17 protein-coding genes, 1 other RNA gene, 2 pseudogenes and 1 riboswitch are annotated in these 23,207 nt (G+C 66.0%); of the genes and pseudogenes, 10 read left to right on the top strand and 10 right to left on the bottom strand.

Translation table 11 applies throughout. The features are described from left to right. Positions 1 to 21 precede the first annotated feature (21 nt). Complete coding sequence (ppc, locus tag ACCQ01_RS04380) at positions 22 to 2,736, bottom strand: phosphoenolpyruvate carboxylase (RefSeq protein ID WP_228431557.1); 2,715 nt, start codon at positions 2,734 to 2,736, stop codon at positions 22 to 24. Positions 2,737 to 3,014: 278 nt separating this feature from the next. After that, a pseudogene (locus ACCQ01_RS04375) lies at positions 3,015 to 5,516 on the bottom strand (S9 family peptidase). Positions 5,517 to 5,638: 122 nt separating this feature from the next. Next, positions 5,639 to 5,753, top strand: a riboswitch (S-adenosyl-L-homocysteine riboswitch). A gap of 30 nt (positions 5,754 to 5,783) precedes the next feature. On the opposite strand from ACCQ01_RS04375, the gene ahcY reads away from it, so the two are divergent. The 3 genes from ahcY (at position 5,784) to ACCQ01_RS04360 (ending at position 8,139) form a co-directional block, all read left to right on the top strand. Then, a complete protein-coding gene (ahcY, locus tag ACCQ01_RS04370) occupies positions 5,784 to 7,226 on the top strand; it encodes an adenosylhomocysteinase (protein WP_223647508.1) in 1,443 nt (480 codons plus the stop codon). A gap of 336 nt (positions 7,227 to 7,562) precedes the next feature. Then, complete coding sequence (locus ACCQ01_RS04365; RefSeq protein ID WP_115000331.1) at positions 7,563 to 7,814, top strand: hypothetical protein; 252 nt, start codon at positions 7,563 to 7,565, stop codon at positions 7,812 to 7,814. Beyond that, a complete protein-coding gene (locus ACCQ01_RS04360; RefSeq protein WP_228431556.1) occupies positions 7,804 to 8,139 on the top strand; it encodes a hypothetical protein in 336 nt (111 codons plus the stop codon). Before ACCQ01_RS04365 ends, ACCQ01_RS04360 begins: the two co-directional genes overlap by 11 nt. A gap of 93 nt (positions 8,140 to 8,232) precedes the next feature. Here the strand turns inward: ACCQ01_RS04360 and ACCQ01_RS04355 are convergent, their stop codons facing one another. Further along, a complete protein-coding gene (locus ACCQ01_RS04355) occupies positions 8,233 to 8,790 on the bottom strand; it encodes a DUF3228 family protein (RefSeq protein ID WP_228431555.1) in 558 nt (185 codons plus the stop codon). A 189-nt stretch (positions 8,791 to 8,979) separates the two neighbouring features. Then, positions 8,980 to 9,525 (bottom strand): DUF2058 domain-containing protein, encoded by a 546-nt coding sequence (locus ACCQ01_RS04350; RefSeq protein ID WP_228431554.1) that lies wholly within the window; start codon positions 9,523 to 9,525, stop codon positions 8,980 to 8,982. 697 nt (positions 9,526 to 10,222) lie between these two features. On the opposite strand from ACCQ01_RS04350, the gene ACCQ01_RS04345 reads away from it, so the two are divergent. Both ACCQ01_RS04345 and ACCQ01_RS04340 read left to right on the top strand, forming a co-directional pair. Beyond that, positions 10,223 to 11,593, top strand: a complete 1,371-nt coding sequence (locus ACCQ01_RS04345; RefSeq protein ID WP_228431632.1) for an alpha-amylase family protein — start codon at positions 10,223 to 10,225, stop codon at positions 11,591 to 11,593. 452 nt (positions 11,594 to 12,045) lie between these two features. Continuing rightward, the gene (locus tag ACCQ01_RS04340; protein WP_228431553.1) at positions 12,046 to 13,716 is read left to right on the top strand and encodes a histidine phosphatase family protein; all 1,671 of its coding nucleotides are present in this window, start codon (positions 12,046 to 12,048) and stop codon (positions 13,714 to 13,716) included. A 120-nt stretch (positions 13,717 to 13,836) separates the two neighbouring features. On the opposite strand, the gene ACCQ01_RS04335 is transcribed toward ACCQ01_RS04340, so the two are convergent. Next, entirely contained in the window at positions 13,837 to 14,772 is a 936-nt protein-coding gene (locus ACCQ01_RS04335) for a Gfo/Idh/MocA family protein (protein WP_228431631.1), read from the bottom strand. 307 nt (positions 14,773 to 15,079) lie between these two features. Between ACCQ01_RS04335 and ACCQ01_RS04330 the strand changes: the two genes are divergently transcribed. Beyond that, positions 15,080 to 15,481 carry a VOC family protein gene (locus ACCQ01_RS04330; protein WP_014506688.1) on the top strand — a complete coding sequence of 134 codons (402 nt, stop codon included), beginning with the start codon at positions 15,080 to 15,082 and terminating at the stop codon, positions 15,479 to 15,481. A gap of 61 nt (positions 15,482 to 15,542) precedes the next feature. After that, positions 15,543 to 15,617: non-coding RNA, sX9 sRNA (locus ACCQ01_RS04325), on the top strand. A gap of 162 nt (positions 15,618 to 15,779) precedes the next feature. Here ACCQ01_RS04325 and ACCQ01_RS04320 read toward each other — a convergent pair. Both ACCQ01_RS04320 and ACCQ01_RS04315 read right to left on the bottom strand, forming a co-directional pair. Next, on the bottom strand, positions 15,780 to 16,757 hold the full coding sequence (locus tag ACCQ01_RS04320) for an NAD(P)H-quinone oxidoreductase (protein WP_228431552.1): 978 nt from the start codon (positions 16,755 to 16,757) through the stop codon (positions 15,780 to 15,782). 693 nt (positions 16,758 to 17,450) lie between these two features. Continuing rightward, complete coding sequence (locus ACCQ01_RS04315; protein ID WP_012439209.1) at positions 17,451 to 17,690, bottom strand: hypothetical protein; 240 nt, start codon at positions 17,688 to 17,690, stop codon at positions 17,451 to 17,453. Between the two features lie 161 nt (positions 17,691 to 17,851). Between ACCQ01_RS04315 and ACCQ01_RS04310 the strand changes: the two are divergent. From ACCQ01_RS04310 to ACCQ01_RS04300, 3 genes and pseudogenes are all read left to right on the top strand, one after another. Then, a pseudogene (locus ACCQ01_RS04310) lies at positions 17,852 to 19,209 on the top strand (glycoside hydrolase family 2 TIM barrel-domain containing protein). A 39-nt stretch (positions 19,210 to 19,248) separates the two neighbouring features. Next, positions 19,249 to 20,076, top strand: coding sequence for a methylenetetrahydrofolate reductase [NAD(P)H] (gene metF, locus ACCQ01_RS04305; RefSeq protein WP_228431550.1), 828 nt, complete (start codon positions 19,249 to 19,251; stop codon positions 20,074 to 20,076). Positions 20,077 to 20,225: 149 nt separating this feature from the next. After that, entirely contained in the window at positions 20,226 to 20,816 is a 591-nt protein-coding gene (locus ACCQ01_RS04300; protein ID WP_228431549.1) for a hypothetical protein, read from the top strand. Between the two features lie 233 nt (positions 20,817 to 21,049). Here the strand turns inward: ACCQ01_RS04300 and ACCQ01_RS04295 are convergent, their stop codons facing one another. The 3 genes from ACCQ01_RS04295 to ACCQ01_RS04285 form a co-directional block, all read right to left on the bottom strand. Continuing rightward, entirely contained in the window at positions 21,050 to 21,583 is a 534-nt protein-coding gene (locus tag ACCQ01_RS04295; RefSeq protein ID WP_228431630.1) for a P-loop nucleotide/nucleoside kinase family protein, read from the bottom strand. Then, on the bottom strand, positions 21,580 to 22,527 hold the full coding sequence (locus ACCQ01_RS04290) for a Nudix family hydrolase (RefSeq protein WP_228431548.1): 948 nt from the start codon (positions 22,525 to 22,527) through the stop codon (positions 21,580 to 21,582). Before ACCQ01_RS04290 ends, ACCQ01_RS04295 begins: the two co-directional genes overlap by 4 nt. 182 nt (positions 22,528 to 22,709) lie before the next feature. After that, on the bottom strand, positions 22,710 to 23,078 hold the full coding sequence (locus ACCQ01_RS04285; RefSeq protein WP_042596881.1) for a VOC family protein: 369 nt from the start codon (positions 23,076 to 23,078) through the stop codon (positions 22,710 to 22,712). Positions 23,079 to 23,207: the final 129 nt, after the last annotated feature.

Here is a 23,207-nt window from a genome sequence, read left to right as displayed (position 1 = left end):
ACTCTCCGACCAACGGTTGGATCAGCCGGTGTTCTGCACGCCCTGCGCCACCCCGTTGACGCATGCCACCAGCGCACGCAGCAGTTCTTCGTCTTCGCCTTCGGTGGCACGCCAGCGCTGCAGCAGATCCACCTGCAACACGCTGATCGGGTCGATGTACGGGTTGCGCAGCCGGATCGACAACGCCAGGCGCGGGTCGTGCTGCAGCAACGAGCGCTGCCCGAGCAAAGTCTTGACCCAATGCTTGGTCAGCGCGAGTTCGTCGCGAATGCGCGGGAAGAAACGCGCGTGCAGCGGGCCGGCCAGGCGTGAGAACAGCTCGGCAATATTGAGATCGCCCTTGGACAGCACCATGGCGATGTCGTCCAGGAAGGTACGGAAGAACGGCCAGTCCTGCGCCATCTCGCGCAGGCTGTCTTCGTGCCCGGCCTCCACCGCGGCCTGCAGGCCACTGCCCACGCCGTACCAGCCGGGGATCACTGCACGCGCCTGGCTCCAGGCAAACACCCAGGGAATTGCGCGCAGGTTCGACAACGCCGCGTCCTGGCCCAGCCGGCGCGAGGGGCGCGAGCCGAGCGTCATGCGTTCGATCACATCGATCGGCGTGGCCAGGCGGAAGTACTGCATGAAATCCGGCGCGCCAACAAAACCGCGATACGCCACGGTGCTGCGCTCGGCCACCAGATCCATCACTGGCCGCCAGGCGTCTTCGCGCGGCTCCGGCGCGCGCGGGCGCAGGCTGGACAACAGCACCGCGCCGGTCATCTGCTCCAGCGAGCGTAACGCCAGCGCGCGGATGCCGTACTTGCGATGGATCACCTCGCCCTGCTCGGTCACGCGCAAGCGTCCATCCACGCTGCCGCGCGGCGCTGCATCCAGCGCGCGGGTGGTCTTGCCACCGCCCCGCACGATCGAACCACCGCGGCCGTGGAAGAAGGTCAGGCGCACGCCGAGTTCGGCGGCGGCCTCCAGCAGCTCGACCTGGGCGCGTTGCAGACCCCAGCGCGAGGCCGCAATGCCGCCGTCCTTGCCACTGTCCGAATACCCCAGCATCACCATCTGGGTGTCGCCGCGCGCGCGCAGGTGCTGGCGATACACCGGGTCGGCCAGCAGGTCCTGCACGGTGCCGGTGCCGCCGCGCAGATCGTCCACGGTTTCGAACAGCGGCACGATGTCCAGCGGCACCGCACCGGCGTCATCGACCAGGCCACCACGCCGCGCCAGCGCGAGCACGGTGAGCACGTCGGCGCGATTGTGCGCCATCGAAATGATGTAGCTGCCCAGCGCATCGGCACCGTGCCGCGTGCGTGCATCGGCGAGCGCGGCGAACACCGCATCCAGCCGCGCGTTGCCTTCGTCGTCCACCTGCGGCAACGCCTGCTCACCCGCTGCGTATGGGCCGAGCAGACCGGCACGGTGGGTGGCGTCCTGGCTGTCCCAATCGGCTTGCCCCAATGCATCGGCCACCGCGCGCGCATGCACGCTGGATTCCTGGCGCACATCCAGCCGCGCCAGATGGAAACCGAAGCTGCGCACGCGCCACAGCAGGCGGCGCACCGCGAACCAGCCCGCGTGCAAGCCCTTGTTGGCCTGCAGGCTGTCCAGGATCAGTTGCAGGTCGTGTTCCAGCTCGGCTGGCGCGGCGTAGGCGCCGTCGGCATCGTCCAGGGTGGCCTGCAGGCGCGCGCGCATCAGGTCGTTGAGCAGGCGGTACGGCATGTCGCCGTGGCGCGGCCGCGAGCGTGCAGCGGCGTCGGGCAACAGCGTCTGGTAGCGCTCCAGCTGCGCGCTCAGCGCCGGGCTCACCGCCACCAGCGTGGTGGATTGACTGAGCAGGCTCGCCAGCTGCCACAACTCGTTGAGATAACGGTCCAGCACCGCGCGCCGTTGCGCGTCCAGGGTGCCGGCAATGGTGTGCGCATCCACGTTGGGATTGCCGTCCATGTCGCCACCGACCCAGGTACCGAAGCGCAGCAGGCGCGGCAATGCCGGCGTGCTGCCATAGGTTTCTTCGATGGCGTGTTCCAGGGTTTCGTACATCACCGGGATGACGCGGTAGAGCACCTGGGTGAGATAGAAGCCCACGTGCTCGCGCTCGTCTTCCACGGTGGGGCGCACCGGCGAGGAATCGGCGGTCTGCCAGGACGCGGTCAATGCCATGCGGAACCGCGCTGCATCGGTGGCGCGCTCATTGGGCGTGCGCATGCCATCCAGGTTATCGACCAGGCTGGCGACCATCAGCTGTTCTTTTTCAAGCAAGGCGCGGCGCACCGCCTCGGTGGGATGCGCGGTGAACACCGGCTCCACATCGATGCGCGGCAGCCATTCGCTCAACTCGTCCAACGTCACGCCCTGCGCCTTGAGCCGGCGCAGCGCATCGTGCAGGCCTTCCGGCTGCGGGGTGTCGGTACCGCTGCGCTGGTAGTCGCGCCGGCGCCGGATGCGGTGCACGCGCTCGGCGATGTTGACCACCTGGAAATAGGTACTGAAGGCACGCACCAGGGCCTCGGCGGCGCGCGGTTCGCGGCCTTCCAGCAGCGACAGCAAGCCGGCGGGCGGCGTATCGCTTTCGCGGCGTGCGATCGCGGTGGTGCGGATGCGTTCGATTTCTTCAAGGAAGTCCGCAGACACCTGCTCGGCGAGCAGGTCACCGACCAGGGCACCGAGCCGACGAACATCGTCGCGCAAGGGAACGTCGGGGGTAGCGAAGACAAGACTGCTGCGGTACTCGTTCATCGGAAACGCACACCCTCTTCAAGCGCAAAGTCGTCGAAGACTAACCCAAAAGGATTAGATGATCGCGACAGTCGCGACGGTTTCACCTTGAACCATCGCGTCGACGGGCGCTTGAGATGTCTTCGTCGTAGGAGTGCGCTTGCGCGCGATGGGCGTTATCGGCAATGCCTCATCGCGCGCAAGCGCGCTCTTACGTGGAGCCGCCTTGCGTGTGCGGTGTTGCGCAGCGATTGCGCCGATGACGGCACCGTAGAGCGGTGCCGTCTGTAACGCGCGCTTCAGCGCTTGCGCGCAGTGGCTGGGGCGTTGGCCTCGCCCAGCGTCATCTTCAACCACTGCTCGCTCTCGGCCAGCATGTGCAGGATCGACTGCCGCGCACGGTAGGCATGCGCTTCGTTGGGCAGCATCACCAGCCGTGCGTTGCCGCCCAGACCCTTGATCGCGGTGAACAGGCGCTCGCTCTGGATCGGGAACGTGCCGCTGTTGTTGTCGTCCTGGCCGTGGATCAACAGCAGCGGGTCCTTGATCTTGTCGGCGTAGTTGAACGGCGACATCGCCTGATACACCGGTTGCGCCTGCCAGTAGTTGCGTTCCTCGGCCTGGAAGCCGAAAGGCGTGAGGCTGCGGTTGTACGCGCCACTGCGCGCGATGCCGGCCTTGAACAAGCGCGTGTGCGCGAGCAGGTTGGCGGTCATGAAGGCGCCATAGGAATGCCCACCGATGGCGATGTGCTCGCGGTCGGTCACTCCACGCCGCACCACTTCATCCACCGCAGCCTGCGCATCGGCGATGAGCTGCGGCAGGTAGGTGTCGTTGGGTTCGGCATCGCCTTCGCCCACGATGGGCATGGCCGGGTTGTTGAGCACCACGTAGCCGATCGCCAGAAACGCCTGCGGGCCCCAGTAGCTGATGGCATTGAAGCGATACGGCGAGTCGGTGACCTGGCTGGCGGTGTCGGCGCTCTTGAACTCGCCCGGGTAGGCCCACATCAGCAGCGGCCGCGGGCCATCGCGTTTGGGGTCGTAGCCGGGCGGCAGCAGCAACGTGGCGGTGAGGTCCACGCCGTCATTGCGCTTGTAGCGGATCTGCTCCTTCTGCACGCCGCGCAATTGCGGCAACGGGTGCGCAAAGCGGGTCAGCGCCCGCGGCGTGGCCGCCGTGTCGCCCAGTGTCTGCACGTAGTAGTTGGCCGGCTCCTCGGGCGATTCGCGGCTGAGCAACAGCTGCGTGCCCTGCGCATCCAGCAGCGCGATCGGTGCGGCATAGGTGGGCGCCTGCGAATGGAACAGCCGCGTGGTGCGTTTGCTCTGCAGGTCGAAGCGGTCCACGAACGGGCGGTCGCCTTCCGGCGAAGCGCCTTTGCCGAGCAGGAACAGGCTGTTGCCATCGGTCTGCAGCAGCGCATGGCCGTTGCCGTCGGCGATCATTGCCGGCGTGCCGGGGTCGTTGTAGCGGTCCTGCGAGGAGCGGTCCCACAGCAGTTCCGGCGCGCGCTGTGGTTGGTCCGGTGCGATGCGCCACTGTTTGGTGCGGCGGGTCTTCCACTAGCTCTCGCTGATGATGGCCAGGTCGCCGCGGCCCCACTGCACGCCCTCGAACCGGCTGCCGAGCTTGGCCAGGGTGACCGGCGCACGGTTGAAGGGCGCGGCCTGCACCAGCACCGCATCACGCACGGCGCTGGTGCGCGCCGGGTCGCCGCCGTCCTGGGCTTCGGCCCAGACCAGGGTGGCCGGCGCATCGGCGCGCCAGGCGATTTCGCGCACGCCGGTGGGTACGGCGTCATTGCCGGTCGGCAAGCCTTCCACCAACGGCAGTTGCGCGATCTGGCGGACCAGCTTGCCCTGCAGATCCAGCACCTCGATGCGGCGCGCGAACGCGTCCAGCGGCGCCAGATACGAGAACGGGCGCTCGCTGCGCTCGCTCAGCACGTAGCGGCCATCCGGCGACACCGACAGGTGCAGATAGATCCCGGGCGCGGCAATCGGCCGCACCTGCCCGTTCACCCCAACGATCACCGGCTGCGCGGTGGCGTAGTACTCGAACAGCCGCGCATCGGCTTCGTTACGGAGCAGATCCTGATAGGTGCGGATTGCGCGCACGCCGGCATCGGCGCTGGTCTGCTGGATCGCCGGACCCGCCGGCACCGCGTCGCGGGCGGGCGGTGCGGTCTGGTCACGCAGTTGCTGCTGCACCAGCAACCCACTGCTATCGGGCAGCCAGTGCAGTTCGTCGTTGATGCTGGTGTTCACGTCGGCCAACAGGCGACGCGCCTGCCCTGCCGCCACATCCACCACCCACAGCTCGTTGGCACCACTGGCCGCGTCCTCGCGGCGGAAGGCCAGAGAGCGCTGGTCGGGCGACCAGGCCAGGTCGGCCAGCGACAACGACGCCGGCAGGCCCGCGATCTGGCGCTCGCTGCCATCGGCCACCGACAGCAGCCACAGCTTGCTGGCGAAGGAGAACCGGCTGGCGGCGTGGGTCTTGGGATGGATGCGCACGCCGGCCAGCTTGAGCTCCGGCTGCGCCACCTCGGCGATGTCCGGTAGCGCCGGCAGCTGCAGCATCGCGGCCAGGTCGCGCCGCGGCGACAGCTGCAGCAACGGCGCGCGCGGCGCGTCCACTACCGCCTGTAGCGCCTTGGAGGGCAGCTGGTAGCCGGTGGTCGGCAAGGACGTCGGCGGGGCCGCCGGCTGCGCCAGGGCCGGGACGCTCAGCGCCAGCCAGCCCAACACCACCCAGCCCCGTTGCCACCCCTGCCGCCTGGTGCGTCTCGCCTGCATGCCCTTCCCCGGTGTCGAATGAGGCTTGGACCATAGCAGCCAGGCGGCCCGGCTCCCCCTGTCGTTGGTTGGGGTGGGCGGCAATTCATGCCGGACGGGGGTGCTGCCGATATAATCAGACCCTCGTCGAGGGGCGCTGCGACCGGTACGGCAGATTCATCTGCCACCTGCACGAAAAGTGCGGGCAACAACGGCCAGGCTCGACAGGGATTTTTCGTGAAACGGCGCCCGGAATTGCAGACATTCGCCTGCCTACCGGAGCAACTGATGAACGCTGTCGCAAAAACCGTTCCACATACCGATTACAAGATCGCCGACATCTCCCTGGCCGATTGGGGCCGCAAGGAGCTGGACATCGCCGAGCACGAGATGCCGGGCCTGATGTCGATCCGCCGCAAGCATGCACAGACCAAGCCGCTGAAAGACGTCCGCATCACCGGCTCGCTGCACATGACCATCCAGACCGCCGTGCTGATCGAAACGCTCAAGGACATCGGCGCCAATGTGCGCTGGGCCTCGTGCAACATCTTCTCCACCCAGGACCACGCGGCCGCCGCGATTGCCGCCACCGGCACGCCGGTGTTCGCCTGGAAGGGCGAGACGCTGGAAGAGTATTGGGACTGCACCCTGGACGCGCTGACCTTCACCCTGCCCGACGGCACCCTGACCGGCCCGGAGCTGGTGGTGGACGACGGCGGCGACGTCACCTTGCTGATCCACAAGGGCTATGAGCTCGAAAACGGCAGCACCTGGGTCGATGAGCCGGCCTCCTCGCACGAAGAAGGCGTGATCAAGGCACTGCTCAAGCGCGTGGCTGTCGAGCGTCCGGGGTACTGGGCGCGTGTGGTCAAGGACTGGAAGGGCGTCTCTGAAGAGACCACCACCGGCGTGCACCGCCTGTACCAGATTGCCGAAGCCGGCAAGCTGCTGATCCCGGCCATCAACGTCAACGACTCGGTCACCAAGAGCAAGTTCGACAACCTCTACGGCTGCCGCGAGTCGCTGGCCGATGGCCTCAAGCGCGCAATGGACGTGATGCTGGCCGGCAAGGTCGCGGTGGTCTGCGGCTACGGTGACGTGGGCAAGGGCAGCGCCGCGTCGCTGCGTAACTATGGCGCCCGCGTCATCGTGACCGAGATCGACCCAATCTGCGCCCTGCAGGCGTCGATGGAAGGCTACGAGGTCAACACCATCGAATCCACCCTGGGCCGCGGCGACATCTATGTCACCACCACCGGCAACAAGGACATCATCACCGTCGAGCACCTGCAGGCGATGAAGGACCAGGCGATCGTCTGCAACATCGGCCACTTCGACAACGAGATCCAGGTCGATGCGCTGAATGCACTCAAGGGCGTGGAGAAGATCAACATCAAGCCGCAGGTCGACAAGTATGTGTTCGGCAACGGCAACGCGATCTTCCTGCTGGCCGACGGCCGCCTGGTGAACCTGGGCTGCGCCACCGGCCACCCGAGCTTCGTGATGTCCAACTCGTTCGCCAACCAGACCCTGGCCCAGATCGACCTGTGGGAAAAGCGCGACAGCTACGAGAAGAAGGTCTACATCCTGCCCAAGCACCTGGATGAAGAAGTGGCCCGCCTGCACCTGGAGAAGATCGGCGTCAAGCTGACCACCCTCACCAAGGACCAGGCCGACTACCTCGGCGTGGACGTGGCTGGCCCGTACAAGCCGGATCATTACCGCTACTGATCCATTGGCAAAACATCGCCATGCAGACAAGAACGGGCGCCGCAAGGCGCCCGTTTTTGGTTTGAGGACATTGCCGAGAACAGTGTGCCGCAAAGCGGTTGAGGTTCGGGTCACACACACTTGAGCCGCGTGCTTCGCTCGCCTTGCAAGCGTGGCTGCCAACTCAGCACGTTCGATGCTCGACGCATTGATCAGTCCGTTGCATCTGGACCCTTGCGCTCGACAGGCTGCACACGCCGGCGGTAACGTACCGGCCCGGGCGTCGCCCCTGCCTTGCCTGCACGCGGTTGCGGCAGAGCGCGCCGGCTCTTTCAGCCCATCTAAAAAGGACACCGCATGGGTAGCTTCAGCATCTGGCATTGGCTCATCGTTCTTGTGTTTTTCGGCATCATCGCTGCCGTCATCAGCGCGATCGTCTGGCTTGCCAAGCGCGCTTCACGCACACCCGGTGCATCTGCCGCAGGCACTACAGCGGCACTGAAGACCACCGAATCCCGGCTGGCCGAACTGGATCGGCTCAAGTCTCAGCAGCTGATCACCGACGCCGAGTACACCCAGCGACGCACTCAGATTCTGAGTGATCTTTGAGCCGCTGCACCTGTCGGTGAACCATGTTCGCGCGGTGCTGGAGCATCAGATCCATGTCACCTGCGCGCCAGGCGCCGCGTATCAAACGCTACTGACGCAAGGTGCCGCGACAAGCGACGGGTTCGTGCTGGACGTCCGCACACCGGAGCGACTGGCCAAGATGTTCAGCCTGCTGCAGTCGCTGCAGCTTCCGTTTGCCGATGCGCCTGCAGGCTGGCCACCCGCCGCAGTCTTTGCGCATCTCAGGGAGCAAGGGCGGGTGCACGGCGCCATCATCACGGTGACGTGGGCGGCCCCCGAGATGCCCGTGCTCGGCGTCGGTTAACGCTGCTTGATTGCGGTGCTTGAACGCCGGTCGCCTGCAGGCAGCTGACGAAGGCGCAGGCCCCTGTGCAACCGCTACGCCCAACGCCTCGCGTCAGGGGCGCCAATTCGCGTTGGCATCCCAGAACGCCACCGCGCGGCGGTAGGCATCGCGATCCAGCGACACGTCGGAACCGCCCTCCTCCACACCCAGCGCATTGCGCAACATGGTGATCGGGGCCATGGGAATTTCGTCTGGCTCGGCGGTGTACAGGCAACCGACCACGCCCCAGTCTGCGTCGATGGGGCTGCCCTCCTTGGCCAGCTGCTCGCGGCTGTAGAGGATGGGCAGCAGGTAGGTGGCCACCGGCGGCTCCACGCCTTCGAACCAGCGCACCAGGACTGGTAATTCCTGCGAATTGCGTGCCTCGTAGCCGGAGCGTAGCTGATGGCGATTGGCATCGGTGATGGGGACGGTTAGGCAGCGTGTCGAGGTCCAATTGCGATGCGCATGCAGCCGGCAGAATGGCGCGTAGCCTTCGATCACGCGCACTGGCGTTTCATCGTTGAGACGCTGGATGAACTGCTCGGGCGTGCAGTCCTGGATGGCGTTGCGGCGGCCATCGCGCGGAAACAATCGCGGGCGGGCAAACGGGGTGAGAACAATCGACATGGCGCGTGCTGGCAGCGGTACAGCGTGCAAGAGTAACGCGGGCGCATCGTTCTCACGCAAGCGCTGCTCCCGCGCCTTGGTCCGCGGTGGCCCGCCAGATGTGCTGGCAGCAGTGCACCGCGCTGCTACCTGTACGCGTTTTGCCTGCCATCGACGCGGCGCGCACGCATCACGGTGCCCGCATCCGGCTTACCAGATCAGATCGTCCGGCACCTTGAACTGGCTGTAATAGTCGTCGTCGCTGTCCGGTGATGGTGGCGCTGCGGCGCGGCCATGATCCAGCACCACCGCGGTGGCATCGCGGCTGTAGACCTTCTCGGCCGCGGCGCGCGGAATCAGTTCGAAACCCTCGCCGTAGCGCACGATCACCAACGCGCCACTGGCCAGCTGGCTGCGCAAGGTCGGGTTGACCAGCACGCTGCGAATGACGCTGCCATCGTTGAAGCGGTAGTCGATCTCGCCTTCGCGCTTGACGCGGCTGGTCTCGATGATCTGGCGGACCTGGGCCACCAGTTCCTGCTGCCGCAGCTGCGCGTTGCGCTCCTCGGCCAGTGCGCGGTCGCGCTCGGCGCGCTCGGCCTGCAGGCGGGCGGCATTCACCTTGTCCGGGTCTGCTGCGGCCGCCGGTGCACCCTTGGCATGGCGATGCTTGTTCTGCTCGCGCGCCACCTTGTCCACCTGGGCTTTCTTGACCAGGCCTGCCTTGAGCAGTTGTTCTTGAAGAGGATTGCGCATGCGAGAAAACCAACCGGTGACGTGCACACAGTTTAACGCGGCCGGCGTGGCTGCCGCCCTGGCGCACGAGGTGCCGCTGACCCAGGAGGCCTGAACCAGGCTGTTCAGGCTTAGCGCAGCCATCAAAACGACTGCACAGCCGCCAGCCGGGCGCGGCCGGTGCTCGGAATCGGCACGTCCCCCCGCACACTCCGGGTGCTCCGCGCCGCCGCACCCACCTGACAACCTGCTCGCTACGTTTCGGTAGCCGCTCTCCATACCGCTGAGCCGTTGTGCCCCAGCAGCGCTGCTGCACTGGGCTGCCGTCGTTGCCTATAGCGCGCAGGTTGCGCACCGGGCCCGGCCTGCTGGACGTCACGGCATCCATACCGGCAGCCACCGCCGTCAGTGATCAGCACCGCGCGCAATGCATCGGCGCGAGTGCGACCGTGCACGCCCTCGGCATCGAACCGGCCGCACGTTTCGCGGCTGTTTTGCAGTGAATACGTATGCACAGGGTCAATGCTGCGCCGCGATGCGCGCTTAGCATCACCGCGCGCCGCACGCCGTGGGGCGCGCTTTCCGGAACAGGGGCCGGAGGGCATTGCTGCATGCATCGCTGTGCGGGATGCGTGCGTCCACTGATCAGGAGACACACCCGATGCACGCCACCTCTCGCCCCTGTCCACGCACGTTCTGGCAACGCGCTCACCAGTTGCTGTTGATCGCGCTGACCTTGTTGCTGACCACCGCCAGCGCACAGGCCGACGTCATCCTGCATGCGTTCAACTGGCCCTACGCCACGGTGGAAGCGCGCGCCAAGCAGATCGCCGATGCCGGGTATCGCAAAGTACTGGTCGCACCGGCGTATCGCTCCGAAGGCAGTGCCTGGTGGGCACGCTACCAGCCGCAGGATATCCGCCTGATCGACAATCCACTCGGCGACACCACCGCGTTCGCGCGCATGGTGCAGGCACTGGCAAACAACGGTGTGGAAACCTATGCCGACGTGGTGCTCAACCACATGGCCAATGAAGCAGCAACGCGCTCGGACCTCAATTACCCCGGCAGCGCGGTGCTGGCGCAGTACGCAGCCAATCCCGGGCGCTACGATGCACTGCGCCTGTTCGGCACCGTGCAGTCCAACTTTTTGAGCGGCAGTGATTTCGGGCCGGCGCAATGCATCAGCAACTACAACGATGCCTTCCAGGTACGCAATTACCGCATCTGCGGCGGCGGCAGCGACCTGGGCCTGCCGGATCTGCTCGGCAATGATTGGGTGGTGCAGCAGCAGCGCGCCTACCTGCAGGCGCTCAAGGGCCTGGGCGTCACCGGCTTCCGCGTGGACGCGGCCAAGCACATGACCTTCGACCACCTCCACCGCGTGTTCGATGCCGGCATCCGCTCCGGTGTGTACGTGTTCGGCGAAGTGATCACCGGCGGTGGCAGCGGCAATGGCGATTACGACCAGTTCCTGGCGCCGTATCTGCAATCCACCCCGCATGCCGCCTACGATTTCCCGCTGTTCAACGCGGTACGCAATGCTTTCGGTGTGGGTGCGAGCATGCAACAGTTGGTGGACCCGGCGTCCACCGGGCAGGCCTTGCCGGGCAACCGGGCGGTCACATTTGCCGTGACACACGACATCCCCAATAACGCAGGCTTCCGCTACGCGATTCTCGACCCGGTCGATGAAACGCTGGCCTATGCGTACCTGCTGGGCCGCAACGGCGGCGTGCCAATGGTCTACACCGACAACAACGAAAGCGGCGACAACCGCTGGGTCAATGCCTATCTGCGCGATGATCTGCGCCGCATGATTGGCTTCCACAACGGCGTGCAGGGCAGCGACATGCAGGTACTGTCATCCAGTGCCTGCCACATCCTGTTCCGCCGCGGCAGCCTCGGCATCGTGGGCATCAACAAGTGCGGCAACCCGGTCAACACCACCGTCGCCATGAACGGCAGCGTGTTGTTCTGGAATGCGGATTACGTCGATGCACTGGGTTCCGGCAACGTGGTGCGCATCTCCAGTGGCTCGTACACCTTCACCCTGCCGGCGCGGCAGGCGCGTATGTGGCGGCGTTGAGTTCGCAGACGCGCTGCGTCTGCAGGCGCGCTGCAGCGCGGTGTATTTTTCGAAGGTGACATCCAGGCAACCAGGGAACATCCACAGATCCCACTAAGTGGTAACACCGATGCCCTCATGGGGGCAGCCCGCATGAAGGCGTCGGTGCGTTCGGCACCCGAAAACATCTACAAAGACGCATCTTTTCCATTGATGGCGGCATTTCAGCACCAAGCGATGACGCGCACGGTTACCAGCAGGTGCCCTCTCGCGCATGCCAACGAAATATGAATTGTCCGCACACGGCAAGCGATCAATGTAACCCGTTCGCACGGCGAGCGTACCTACGGGCGGTCGCTGCAATTGCTTCCTTCTGCTGCCCCAGCTGCGCGCGACCATCGTGGCGAGCGCCATGCGAGCACTACACGCATGACATCGCCCTCCCCCATCGATGGTGCACGCCGGAGCATGCGATGCCTCTCTACTTTGTCCGCCATGGCGAATCGCTCGCCAACGAACAGAACTACTTCGCTGGTTCCCAGAATTCGCCGCTGACCCGGCTCGGCCGGCGTCAGGCGCAGCAGGCCGCACGCTACGTGCAGCAACGCGCACTGCACTTCGACCAAGTGCACGTCTCCACGCTGGAACGCGCGCAGGCAACGGCAGCCATTATCCTTCACGACGTTGCGCCCATGCCCGAGGTTGTTTCCAGCGCGGCACTGGTGGAACGCAACTTCGGCATCTTCGCCGGCAAGAACAAGACCTTGATCAAGAAATCGGTCGGTCATGCGGTGTTTGAACGCTACTTCCATGATGCCGATGGCGCGCCACGGGATGGCGAACACTGGATGGATATGTACGCCCGCTGCAAGACCTATTACGAGACCGTGCTGGCGCCGCTGGATCAGCAAGGCAAGCACGTACTGGTCGTCGCGCACAAATACATCGTGGAAGTCTTTGCACTGATCGCATCCGGGCTGCCACCAGCGGAGTACATCGACTTCCGCTTGCCCAACTCGCGCCCGCTGTCATGGGACGAACTCAAGCAACTGACCGCGCGCAGCTCGTCACACCTCAATACGCTTGGCGAATTGACGGAAATCCACCTGCTGCGCTGGATGCTGCTCGCCGCGCTTGGTGGTTTTGCACTGTCGTGCATGGGCGTCGCGCTACCACCTGCGTTAGCCAGCGCTGCGGTGATCGCCTTGCTGGCAGTGAATGCGTTCTTCCTGTCGCTCCGGATCGAGCCAGGGGCACTGCGCCTGACCAGCGGCCCGGAGAACATCGCATTGGGTGCGCTTAGTGTGGGGCGTGTCGTGCTGGCTATAGCCCTGCTGGTTGGCACACAGAACGCGTGGCTGCATGTCCTGGGCCTGTTGCTCATCGTGCCGCCAGCATTGTCGGTGCCCACGTTCTCGCTGGCACGTGGGGGCGATTATTTCTTTGCCGCACGCTACACGCTGGTCTTGTCGATCGTGCTGCCGCTGCTGCTATTGGTGCTGTTCCTGGACCATCGCGAAGTGCTGGGCAACGCGCATGCGCTGGAGCGCTTCTTCGTGGTACTGGTGGTTGCCTTGGCGCTGCCTTGCCTGCTTGGCCAGGCCTGGCGCCACGCGCGCCCCATTGCGGCCGGCAAGCTCGCCACCAATTGGAGTTGGGTCGGTGCGCTGGCGATGGTGCCACTGGCATTTCTGGTGTCGCTGCGTGCAGACGGCGATGCGCTGCCGGCCACCCTGCGCCACGGCGGCTGGCATGCGTGGGCAGCGTTGCTGCTCCCGTTCTGCGTCCTGGTGGCCAGCTGCATCTGCAGCGCGCTGTATCTACGGCTGCACCAACGGATGACCGGCAGGGCCATTCATGCCGCGATCGTGGCCGATATCCATCTGCTGCAGACCTCGCCGAATATCTTCCTGTGGCTCAGCCTGCTGTTACCCGGCACGTTCCTGCATGCGCCGACACTGGTGGCCGGCTCCCTGTTGGGCTTCTTCGTCTTCGCTTACCTGGATGAAGCGCTGATCGTCAGGCGTTTTCGCGCACAGATTGCGCCCGCCGTGGCAACGCAGGTGCGTGCTGCGACCCACTCCATCGGTGAAGCGCAAGCGGTGGATGCACAGGATCAATGCACTGTGCTCGACACGCGGTAGGTCAAGACGCGTCTGTTCTCAGATGCTCTAGCAATGGCGTCTCGGCGGCGTTCCATGCATTGGAACGCCGTGAACGGATACATGGCGGGCCTGCCAACGCTGCGCCTTACGCGCGCACCGTCACCACGCAAACGGCGCAGTCACCTGCCGTTCGCCCAGCAAAAACGCATCGGCCACATGCACGAAGGGTGTGGTGTCCACCTCGGATTCGCCCGCGCGCACCAGTTGCACGAAACGCGCGTACAGCCCGTCGTATTCGCTGGCCGCAGGCACGCTGTGTGCGACGCCATCGATGTGCAGCTTGGCACCGCCCTCACTCAGCATCAGCGTTCCCTGCGTGGTCTCCACTGCGATGTCCCAGCATTGGTGGCCGGTCTGCAGGAAATCGAATTCCGCAGTCACTGGCACATTGTCGGTATCGGCGAAGGTAAGCGTGGCCGCCAGCGGCGCCTGCCGATTACTCGGCGTGTGCAACGTGGCTTTGCGCAGTGCGAACGGCCGGGGAAGCAGATGGGTGACGATGGACAACGCATTGATGCCGGGGTCGAACACGCCCATGCCGCCGGGCTCCAGGGTCCAGTCCTGGCCCGGGTGCCAATGGCGGATGTCTTCCTTCCAGGTGATGTGCACGCGCACCAGCTGCTTGCCGGCCAGCCACTGCCGTGCTGGCTCCACACCGGCGGCGCAACGCGAGTGCCAGCTGGTGAACAAGCTGCGCTGCGCCTGCCGGGCGATCACGCGCAGGTCGTCGATCTCCGCCAGGGTGGCCGCGGGTGGTTTTTCCAGGAACACATGGCGCCCGGCCGCCAGCGCCGACTGCGCCAGCGCATGCCGCCCCACTGGCGGTGTACACAAGGCCACCGCCTCGATCTGCGGATGCGCGGCAAACGCGTCCTCCAGCGTCTGGAACGCTGGCACACCATCCACCGTGCCATGCCGGCTCACGGTGGCCACCAGCTGCACGTCGTCGCGCGCGGCGATGGTGGGTACGTGCTGGTCGCGGGCGATCTTGCCGATACCGACAAGGGCAATGCGCAATGCGTCTGGATGCTTCATCGAAACCTTCGTGCTCATGAGGAAGTGACGGCCGACAGATGACGCCGGCAGCCATCCGTCGTCGTGCGCACGGCTGCGTGGCGAGAGGTGTCGCAGCCACGGCGGCTGCGCGCAACCGGCGCAGTGTACGGGCAGCACAGCGGCCGCTGCGAGACATCGCTACCGCTTGTTTTGCTATACCTCGTGGCAGACCGCAGCCACATGCATCGTGCAAGGTCGGGCGACTGATCTACGGTTGACGGCACGCGGGTCAGCGGCCAGCATCGCGCCGCACACTCCGTGCAGTCATTCCCTCGGGCGCCTCGCCATGCTGCATCACCTCTCGCTGGGCGTCAGCGCCATCGACACGTCCGTCGCCTTCTACGATGCGGTGCTCGGCGCACTGGGCTATGTGCGGGTGTGGTCGGACCTGGCGCCTGGCACCGATGACCAGGCAGTGGGCTATGGCTGGGCCGGTGGTGGCGACAAGCTCGCCCTCAAACAAAGCACGGCCGTGCCGCTGGCCGCGGGCGCCGGCTTCCATCTCGCCTTCAGCGCACCGAGCACCGCTGCGGTGGACGCGTTCTACGCCGCAGCGCTGCTGTACGGCGGCCGCTGCAACGGCGCGCCGGGCCTGCGGCCGGACTATGGCGATGACTACTACGCCGCCTTTGTGATCGATCCCGATGGGCACCGCATCGAGGCGGTGCACAACCAGCCTGCCGGCTAAGAGCAGCTTTCAAAACGACTGCGCAGCCGCCAGGCTGGCGCGGCCGGTGCTCGGAATCGGCATGCACCCCCGTACACTCCGGTTCCTCCGCGCCGTCCGCGCCCACCTGACGGCTGCTCGCGACGTTTTGTTAGCCGCTCTAAGTGTTGCTGCGGGTGATCGCCGGTGGCGCGCTGTTTTCGAGTCGCGCAATGCCAACGATAAGACGGCACGCGCACCGCTCAAGCAACCGCATAGGCGCGCCCATGGGACAGGCCCGCAGCCTACGGTGCAGGCCATGTGCGCGCCTGCAGTGCCGCTACATTTCCAACACCACCTTGCCCAGATGGCTGCCCTGCTCCAGATAGCGATGCGCGGCGGCGGCTTCGGCCAGCGGGAAACATTGATCGATCAACACGCGCACCTTGCCTTGCGCAATCCAGGGCCACACCACGCGCTCCACTTCCGCTGCCAGCCGCGCCTTTTCGTCGGCGCTGCGCGGGCGCAGGGTTGAACCGGTGAGGATGGCCTGCTTGCGCATCAGCAGTGGGATCGGCACTTCCAGCGTGGCGCCCGCCTGCGAGGCGATGTAGACGATGCGGCCGCGCGGATTCAGTGCTTCCAGCGTATCGGCAAAGACCGATGCGCCCACCATGTCCAGCGCCACGTCCACCCCGGCGTGCGCCTTGGCGGCGGCCACGAACGACTCGGTGGTGGAGTCGATCGCCACGTCCGCGCCCAGCTCGCGTGCCTGCGCCGCCTTGCCGGCCGAGCGGGCCGTGGCCAGCACATGCGCGCCGGCAGCCTTGGCCAACTGGATCGCGGTCACGCCGATGCCGGAGGTGGCGCCGTGCAGCAGCAACCATTCGCCTGCCGCCAGGCGGCCATGTTCGAACAGATTGGCGTAGGCGGTGAAGATGGTTTCCGGCAATGCAGCGGCCTGCACCAGCGTCATGCCGTCAGGAACGGGCAGCACGTGGCGCGCGTCCACCGCCGCGTACTGCGCGTAGCCACCGCCGCCGAGCAAGGCGCACACACGGTCACCGACCTTCCAGCGGCCAGCGGCCACCACGACCTCACCCGCGACCTCCAGGCCCAGCGTCTCCGGTGCACCCGGCGGCGGCGGATAGTGGCCGGCACGCTGCAGCAGGTCCGGCCGATTGATGCCGGCGGCATGCACACGGATCAACACCTGGCCCGGCGCTGCTTGCGGGCGTGCTTGCTCAACCGCATGCAGTGCATCTGCATCGCCCTTGCCATTGCGGATCGCAATAGCCGTCATCGTGGTCTCGCTCATGGGGACGCTCCGTAGAAAGTGGGCATCAGTGTAGGCGCCGACCCGTCAACGTTTGGCACAGAAGCGATGTGTGCCCGGCGTAGCGTCGCGAGAAATGCGAGCCGTCGTTGGCGTCACCCTACATCCCTGGGCGACGTGACTGCTTTGCGCATTGATGCAATGCCATGAGTGAGGGATGCTTTGGTCAGCGAGCATGCGCTGCCCTTCGACCCGGTGGCGACCGAGGCCGGATTGACGCCGCTAGTGACGCGAACAGACGCTGGCTACGCACTGCAACGCATGCAATGCACGACATCGCCGCGCGCTCCCCGCGGTGCCAGATCATCGTTGAGCTCAAACTGGGCGTGCGTTTGCAGTATTCACGCTGCTAATGCCGCCAGCCGCGACGCCACCGCTACACACACGTGAGCACTCCAACCACGATCCTCCAGCCACGCATGCCGCAGACGGACACCACACGTCGCAGACGCATCACGGCTTTGCTTCGACTCACAACAGCAGCGGCCATCAACTGCCAGCCACAAGGGCGAAACGATCACCAGCAACCCATCCCCAGCTGTCGCCATGCCAAAAGTTCAACGTGACGTCACCGCGCTGCACCGCGACACCTCGCACGCCGCCTTAAACGACACCACCACCATCGCCACGCCAACAGCTGCGCGCCCACGTTTCCGCAGGCGCGCAGGCAGCCAGTTACTCGGCGTCGTCTGCCACCACGTCCTGATCCAGGTACTGGCGGATCGCCTCGAACACCTTCGAGGTCCCGTCATCCTGGCCCGAGGGCAGGCGCGCGGCGAAGTCGCGCAACAACTTGTCGCCGTCCACGCCGGGTTGTTCGGCCATCGCGAGCGCGAGATCGCCCACGCTGCGCGCCAACGCGACCCAGATGCGGCCCAACGACTCAGCGATTACGTCCATTTCCTGCTCTTGCATGTCGCGCTCCGATCAATTGCGTGGGGTAGCGCCCAGCTTACCGCGTGCATCGCGCAATGACTGCGTCACCGGCAAGCAGCCCCAAGCATGCCGCGACCACGATCACATCCAGCAGCCCTGCCACATCTATGATTTGCTGCATTCGGCAGCGGAGTCGGCGCATGCGGTATCGATGGCAGTGGTGTCAGTTGGTGGCGGGCGCCCTGCTGCTGGCCTGCAGCGCAGCGGCATGGGCCGCGCAGGTGCGCATCGAACACCGCGATGACGGCTATCGGCTGCTGGTCGATGGCGCGCCCTTCGTGATCAAGGGCGCGGGCCTGGGCAATGGCAGCATGGAGACGCTGGCAGCACGCGGCGGCAACGCGCTGCGCACCTGGCGCGTGGATCCGGACCCGCAGCGCCAGCGCGCGTTCCTTGACCGTGCGCAACGCAATGGGTTGAAGGTCGCCGTCGGCATCGAGGTCGGCAACGAGCGACACGGCTTCGATTACAACGATGCCGCAGCCGTGCGCCAACAACTGCAGCGCATTCGCACGCAGGTGCAGCAGTCGGCCACACATCCGGCGGTGTTGATGTGGGTGGTCGGCAACGAGCTCAATCTCGACTACACCAACCCCAAGGTCTGGAACGCGGTGGGCGCGATTGTCGATGCCATCCACGCGATCGATCCACACCATCCGGTCACCACCACCCTGGCCGGCTTCGACAAGCCGTTGATCGACCGCCTCAAGGCACGTGCGCCGTCGCTGGATCTGATCGCCGTGCAGCTGTACGGCGACATCGATGCGTTGCCGCAGAAACTGCACGACAGCGGCTGGCGTGGCCCGTATGTGGTCACCGAATGGGGCCCCACCGGCCACTGGGAATCGCCGACCACCGCCTGGGGTGCGCCCGTCGAAGACAACAGCGCGCGCAAGGCGGTGCTGCTGGAGCAGCGTTATCGCCAGCGCATCGCCAGCGATACGCGGCAGGGGCTGGGCTCGTTCGTGTTCCTGTGGGGCAACAAGCAGGAGCGCACGCCCACCTGGTATGGGCTGTTCCTGCCTTTGGGCGCGGCCACGCCCAGCGTGGACACGCTGCAAGCGCTATGGACTGGGCGCTGGCCAGCCACGCGCGCGCCGGCCGTGTCCACGCTGACCCTGGACGGCAAACAGGCACTGGACAGCGTGACGCTGCGCGCAGGCCACACCGCCACTGCCACGCTCACGGCCAGCGGCGCCACCGCACTGCGCTACGTCTGGCAGGTGCACACCGAAAGCACGGCGCGCAGCATCGGTGGCGATGCGGAAGCACTGCCACCACAGATCGACGTTGAGCTGCATCCCGAGCATGCGGGCGATGACAGTCGCGTCCGCCTGAAGGCGCCGGCGCCGGGCAATTACCGCTTGTTCGTGGAAGTCCATGACCAGCAAGGTCGCGCCGGTTACGCCAACCTGCCGTTCCGGGTAGAAGCGCCTTAGCGCGGCATGCACCGCGCGGATCGGGACACTCGCAACCAAATATGCATTCATCGCGATGAAGCGATATTATAACCGCACGCTCTGCCGGACCTGCCGCGATGACGCATCTCAGCTTCGAGTTCTACCCGCCCAAAACTGACGACCAACGCGCGCAGCTGGACCGCACTGCGGCCAAGTTGAGGGCCTATGCGCCCGAATACGTGTCGTGCACGTTTGGTGCCGGCGGCTCCACGCTGAGCTACACCTCCGAGACGGTGCGCCACCTCAAGCAGAAGCACGGCTTTGAAGCGGCGCCGCATCTGTCCTGCGTGGGCGGCAGCCGCCAGGAAATCCGCGAACTGCTCAAGCTCTATCGCGCCATCGGCTGCACCCGCATCGTGGCGCTGCGTGGCGACCTGCCGTCTGGCATGGGCCACCCAGGCGACCTGCGCTACGCCTCGGATTTGATTGCCTTCATCCGCGCCGAGCATGGCGATGCGTTCCGCATCGAGGTGGGCGCCTACCCGGAGACCCATCCGCAGGCCATCGATGCCGACAGCGACCTGAAGTACTTCAAGGCCAAGGTCGATGCCGGCGCGGATGCGGCAATCACCCAATACTTCTACAACGCCGATGCGTACTTTCATTTTCGCGACGCAGCGCAGCGGCTGGGCGTGGAGGTGCCGATCATTCCCGGCATCATGCCGATCTCCAACTTCTCCCAGCTGCGCCGGTTTTCCGAGCAATGCGGTGCAGAGATTCCGCGCTGGATCGGCAAGAAGATGCAGGCCTACGGCGATGATGCCGATGCGGTGCGCGCGTTCGGTGCCGAGGTGGTCGCCGCGCTGTGCGAACGGCTGATTGCCGGCGGCGTGCCGGCGCTGCACTTCTACACGCTCAATCTGGCCAAGCCGACCACACAGGTGTTGCAGCTGCTCGGACGCTGAGGCAAGCCGTCCAAGGCATTCTCTCCACAGGCATGCCGTTCCGGATCACATCCCTCGCACGCACGCGGGTGACCGGCGCGCGCGGCGCAAGCCTGTGTGGCATCGCTGTGTTGTTCGCCGGCTCACGCGCACACCGTTACGCTGCGCCGATGCCTCGCCTTCTGCTGCCGTTGCTGCTGCTGTTCTGCCTTTGCCCCGCAACACGCGGGCAGGCGCAGGAAATCCGTCGCTGCGTGTCGCCGGAGGGGCAGACCATGTTCACCGACCGCCGCTGCGAAGACGTGGGCGCGGTCAGCCGCCTGCCGCCGGCCACGCGTGCGCAGGGCAATGAAGGGTTGTATCGCTACGGCTGCCCTCGTCGGCTGAGCGAGCTGGTGTCGCTGCTACAGCTGGCAGTGGACAGCCGCGACGTCAACCGGCTATCCAGCCTGTATCTGTGGAGCGGGCAGTCCGATGCCGCCGCCAATCAGGTGCTGAGCCGGCTCGAAGCCATCGTGCAACGCCCCTTGCTGGAGATCGCCCCGATGTATCCACAAAGCGATCCTTCTAGCTGGGAGGCAGACGCAACAGCCCCTGCCAGCGGACTGGATGGCGGCGCGGTCGACGCGCCCCTGCCGCCGCCGGCTACCCGTCCGCGCCCGTGGGGGCTGCGCCTGGAGCAGGCACTCGCCAGCGGCACGCCGGCGCGCAGCGTGTTGCGCCTGCGCCGGCAATACAACTGTTTCTGGGTGACGTTCTAGCGTCAGCCTCGCCGCCCGCCGTACAGAGGCGGAAGCCGGCAACCAACAGCGATCGATTGCACCGGCGTGCGAACGCTAACGCGCCATGTCGCTCAACGCGTGCGGCCGGCGAACTGCCGAATCACTGGGCGTGAGGTCGTTCGCCCATCGCCTGGGCGACGCACGACTGCTGCTTGCCGCCTGCGCACATCTGCGTTGCTCAACAGCGCGACGCTCAACCGCCGCACCGGTATTTAGCGGGCCAGGTTTGCAGTGATTGCCGCCACCGCCTGCTCCGGGCTCAGCATTGCACTGTCGAGCACCAGATGCGGCTGTGTCCACGCCGCATAGTCATGCGCCAACACTGACGCCCATTCCGGCAATCGCAGGCCCGGCACCTCGCTCTGGCGTGTCTCCACCCGCTGCCGATGCAGGTCTTGGTCGCTGCAGATCACTTCGATCTCCAGCACGCGGCTGCCCGCATCCGCGGCAACGTCGCGCCAGGCCTGGCGCGTGACCGGCAAGGGATTCACGCAATCGGCGACCACCGTCAGGCCGTGGTGCAGATTGCTACGCGCCAGCGCATAGGCAGCCAGGTAACCGGCCGCGCCAACGTCGCCGGCAAGCATGCCGCTGTCGCGCAACGCCTGCTCGATCGTATCGATGCGCAAGTACACTGCCCCGCACTGCGCCACCAGCCGCTGCGCAATGGCGCTCTTGCCGACGCCAGGCAATCCACCGAACACCACCAACCAGGGCGACCGTGCAGCGATCGCGCCTGCCGTCACGCTGGCCACAGCCCGCGAATGGCGGCGATGCCCTGCGCGCCGTGCGCGCGCGCTTCGCGCACATCCCCGGGCTGCATGCCGCCCAGCGCGTAGATCGGTAGCGAGACCTGCTCGCGCAAGGTCTCAAATCCCTCCCAGCCCAGCGGCGTGGCGCCCGGGTGCGATGCGGTGGCCTGCACCGGCCCAAGCACGGCGAAATCGCAGCCCAGCCGCTGCGCATGGCGCAGATCCTCCAGCCCGTGGCAGGAGGCGGCAACGGGCTGGTCGGCCGGCAATGGGCGCTCGGTCAATGTGGCCAGCTGCTCCGATCCCAGGTGCACGCCGATGCCGAGCTCGCTGGCCAGGCCGATGTCGCGATTGAGCAACCACTGCGCACGCTGACGCCCGCGCAGCCCCATCACTTGATGCACCAGCGCGTGCCAGCGCGCCGGATCCACCGCCGGTGCGCGCAGCTGGATGCGGGCAATTCCTTGCTGCAGCGCCTGCTCAACGCCATCCAGCCACACGGCATCGTCTTGCGGCTCGGGCGTGATCAGGTAGCGGTCCGGCTGGCGCAGCACCCCCACCACCGGTACATCGGCCGGCGGCATCGAATAGCGCGCCAGCTTGTCGGCGGCCACCCAGGTCATGGCCTGGCCCTCGCGCCCGCGCGGGCTGCCCTTCCATCCGGTGATCTCCCGCACTTCCAGCCGCAGCCGCTTGTCCGGGTACAGCTGCGGCACGTCCATCACCCACGCGCCCACGTGCGCATCGATGCCGAGTTCTTCATTGAGTTCGCGCACCAGCGCCTGTTCGGAGGTTTCGCCAGGCTCGCGCTTGCCGCCGGGAAACTCCCACAGGCCGGGCATGTCACGGGTTTCGGTACGGCGGGTCAGCAGGATGCGGCCGCGGGCGTCGGTGATCACGCCGGCAACGACGTGGATGGATCTGAGGGAATCGGGCATGGCGCAAGAGTGCCGCGAGTGAGCGGTTCAGCGCAATCGACTGGCGGCTCAAACAGAGAACGCCTTGCACCAGCTGCCATCTGCACTGGTCAACGCACAGCATTGGGAACAACGAAGCCGGCGGCAACCGGCTCCGCAGTCCGCTCCAACCAATTTCCACTCCCCAATCCCCAATCCCCGCCCTACAGCGGATGCCCGATGCGCCAGAGCACGCCACTGGGGTCGTGCAGGGTGAAATCGCGCGCCCCCCAGGGGCGGTCTTCCGGCACGCTGCAGGTCACCTGAAAGTGCGTGATCAGTTCGCTATCGTGCACGTGCTGCCACCACGCATCGGCATCATCCACCCACAGGTGCAGCATCAGGTTCTCGGCCAGCTCGCGCACGTAGAAGTCCTGCAGCAAGAACGCGCAATGCGCCCCATGCCGGAAGCAGGTCACGTGACCGACCTCGTCTTCCTGCAAAAAGCCCAACGCCCGATAGAACTGTTGCGAGACGGCGTAGTCGCGCGCAGGCACGAACACTTTCAGTTGCTGGCTGGACAGCAGCGCCATGACGCACTCCACGCGGGACGTAGGCTGAGCATACGCCCGCCATCGCACAGGCGGCGGATGTCCCCCCGCCAACCCGCCAAAGGTGGCCTGACGCATGAAGCACACGGTGGGCCTTGAGGACACCGAGTG

This window comes from Xanthomonas sp. NCPPB 4037 (assembly GCF_041475695.2).
GTDB classification, from domain to species: domain Bacteria; phylum Pseudomonadota; class Gammaproteobacteria; order Xanthomonadales; family Xanthomonadaceae; genus Xanthomonas; species Xanthomonas campestris.
The sequence above is the reverse complement of the archived record's forward strand: the minus strand, read 5'-3'. Positions and strand labels throughout refer to the sequence as shown.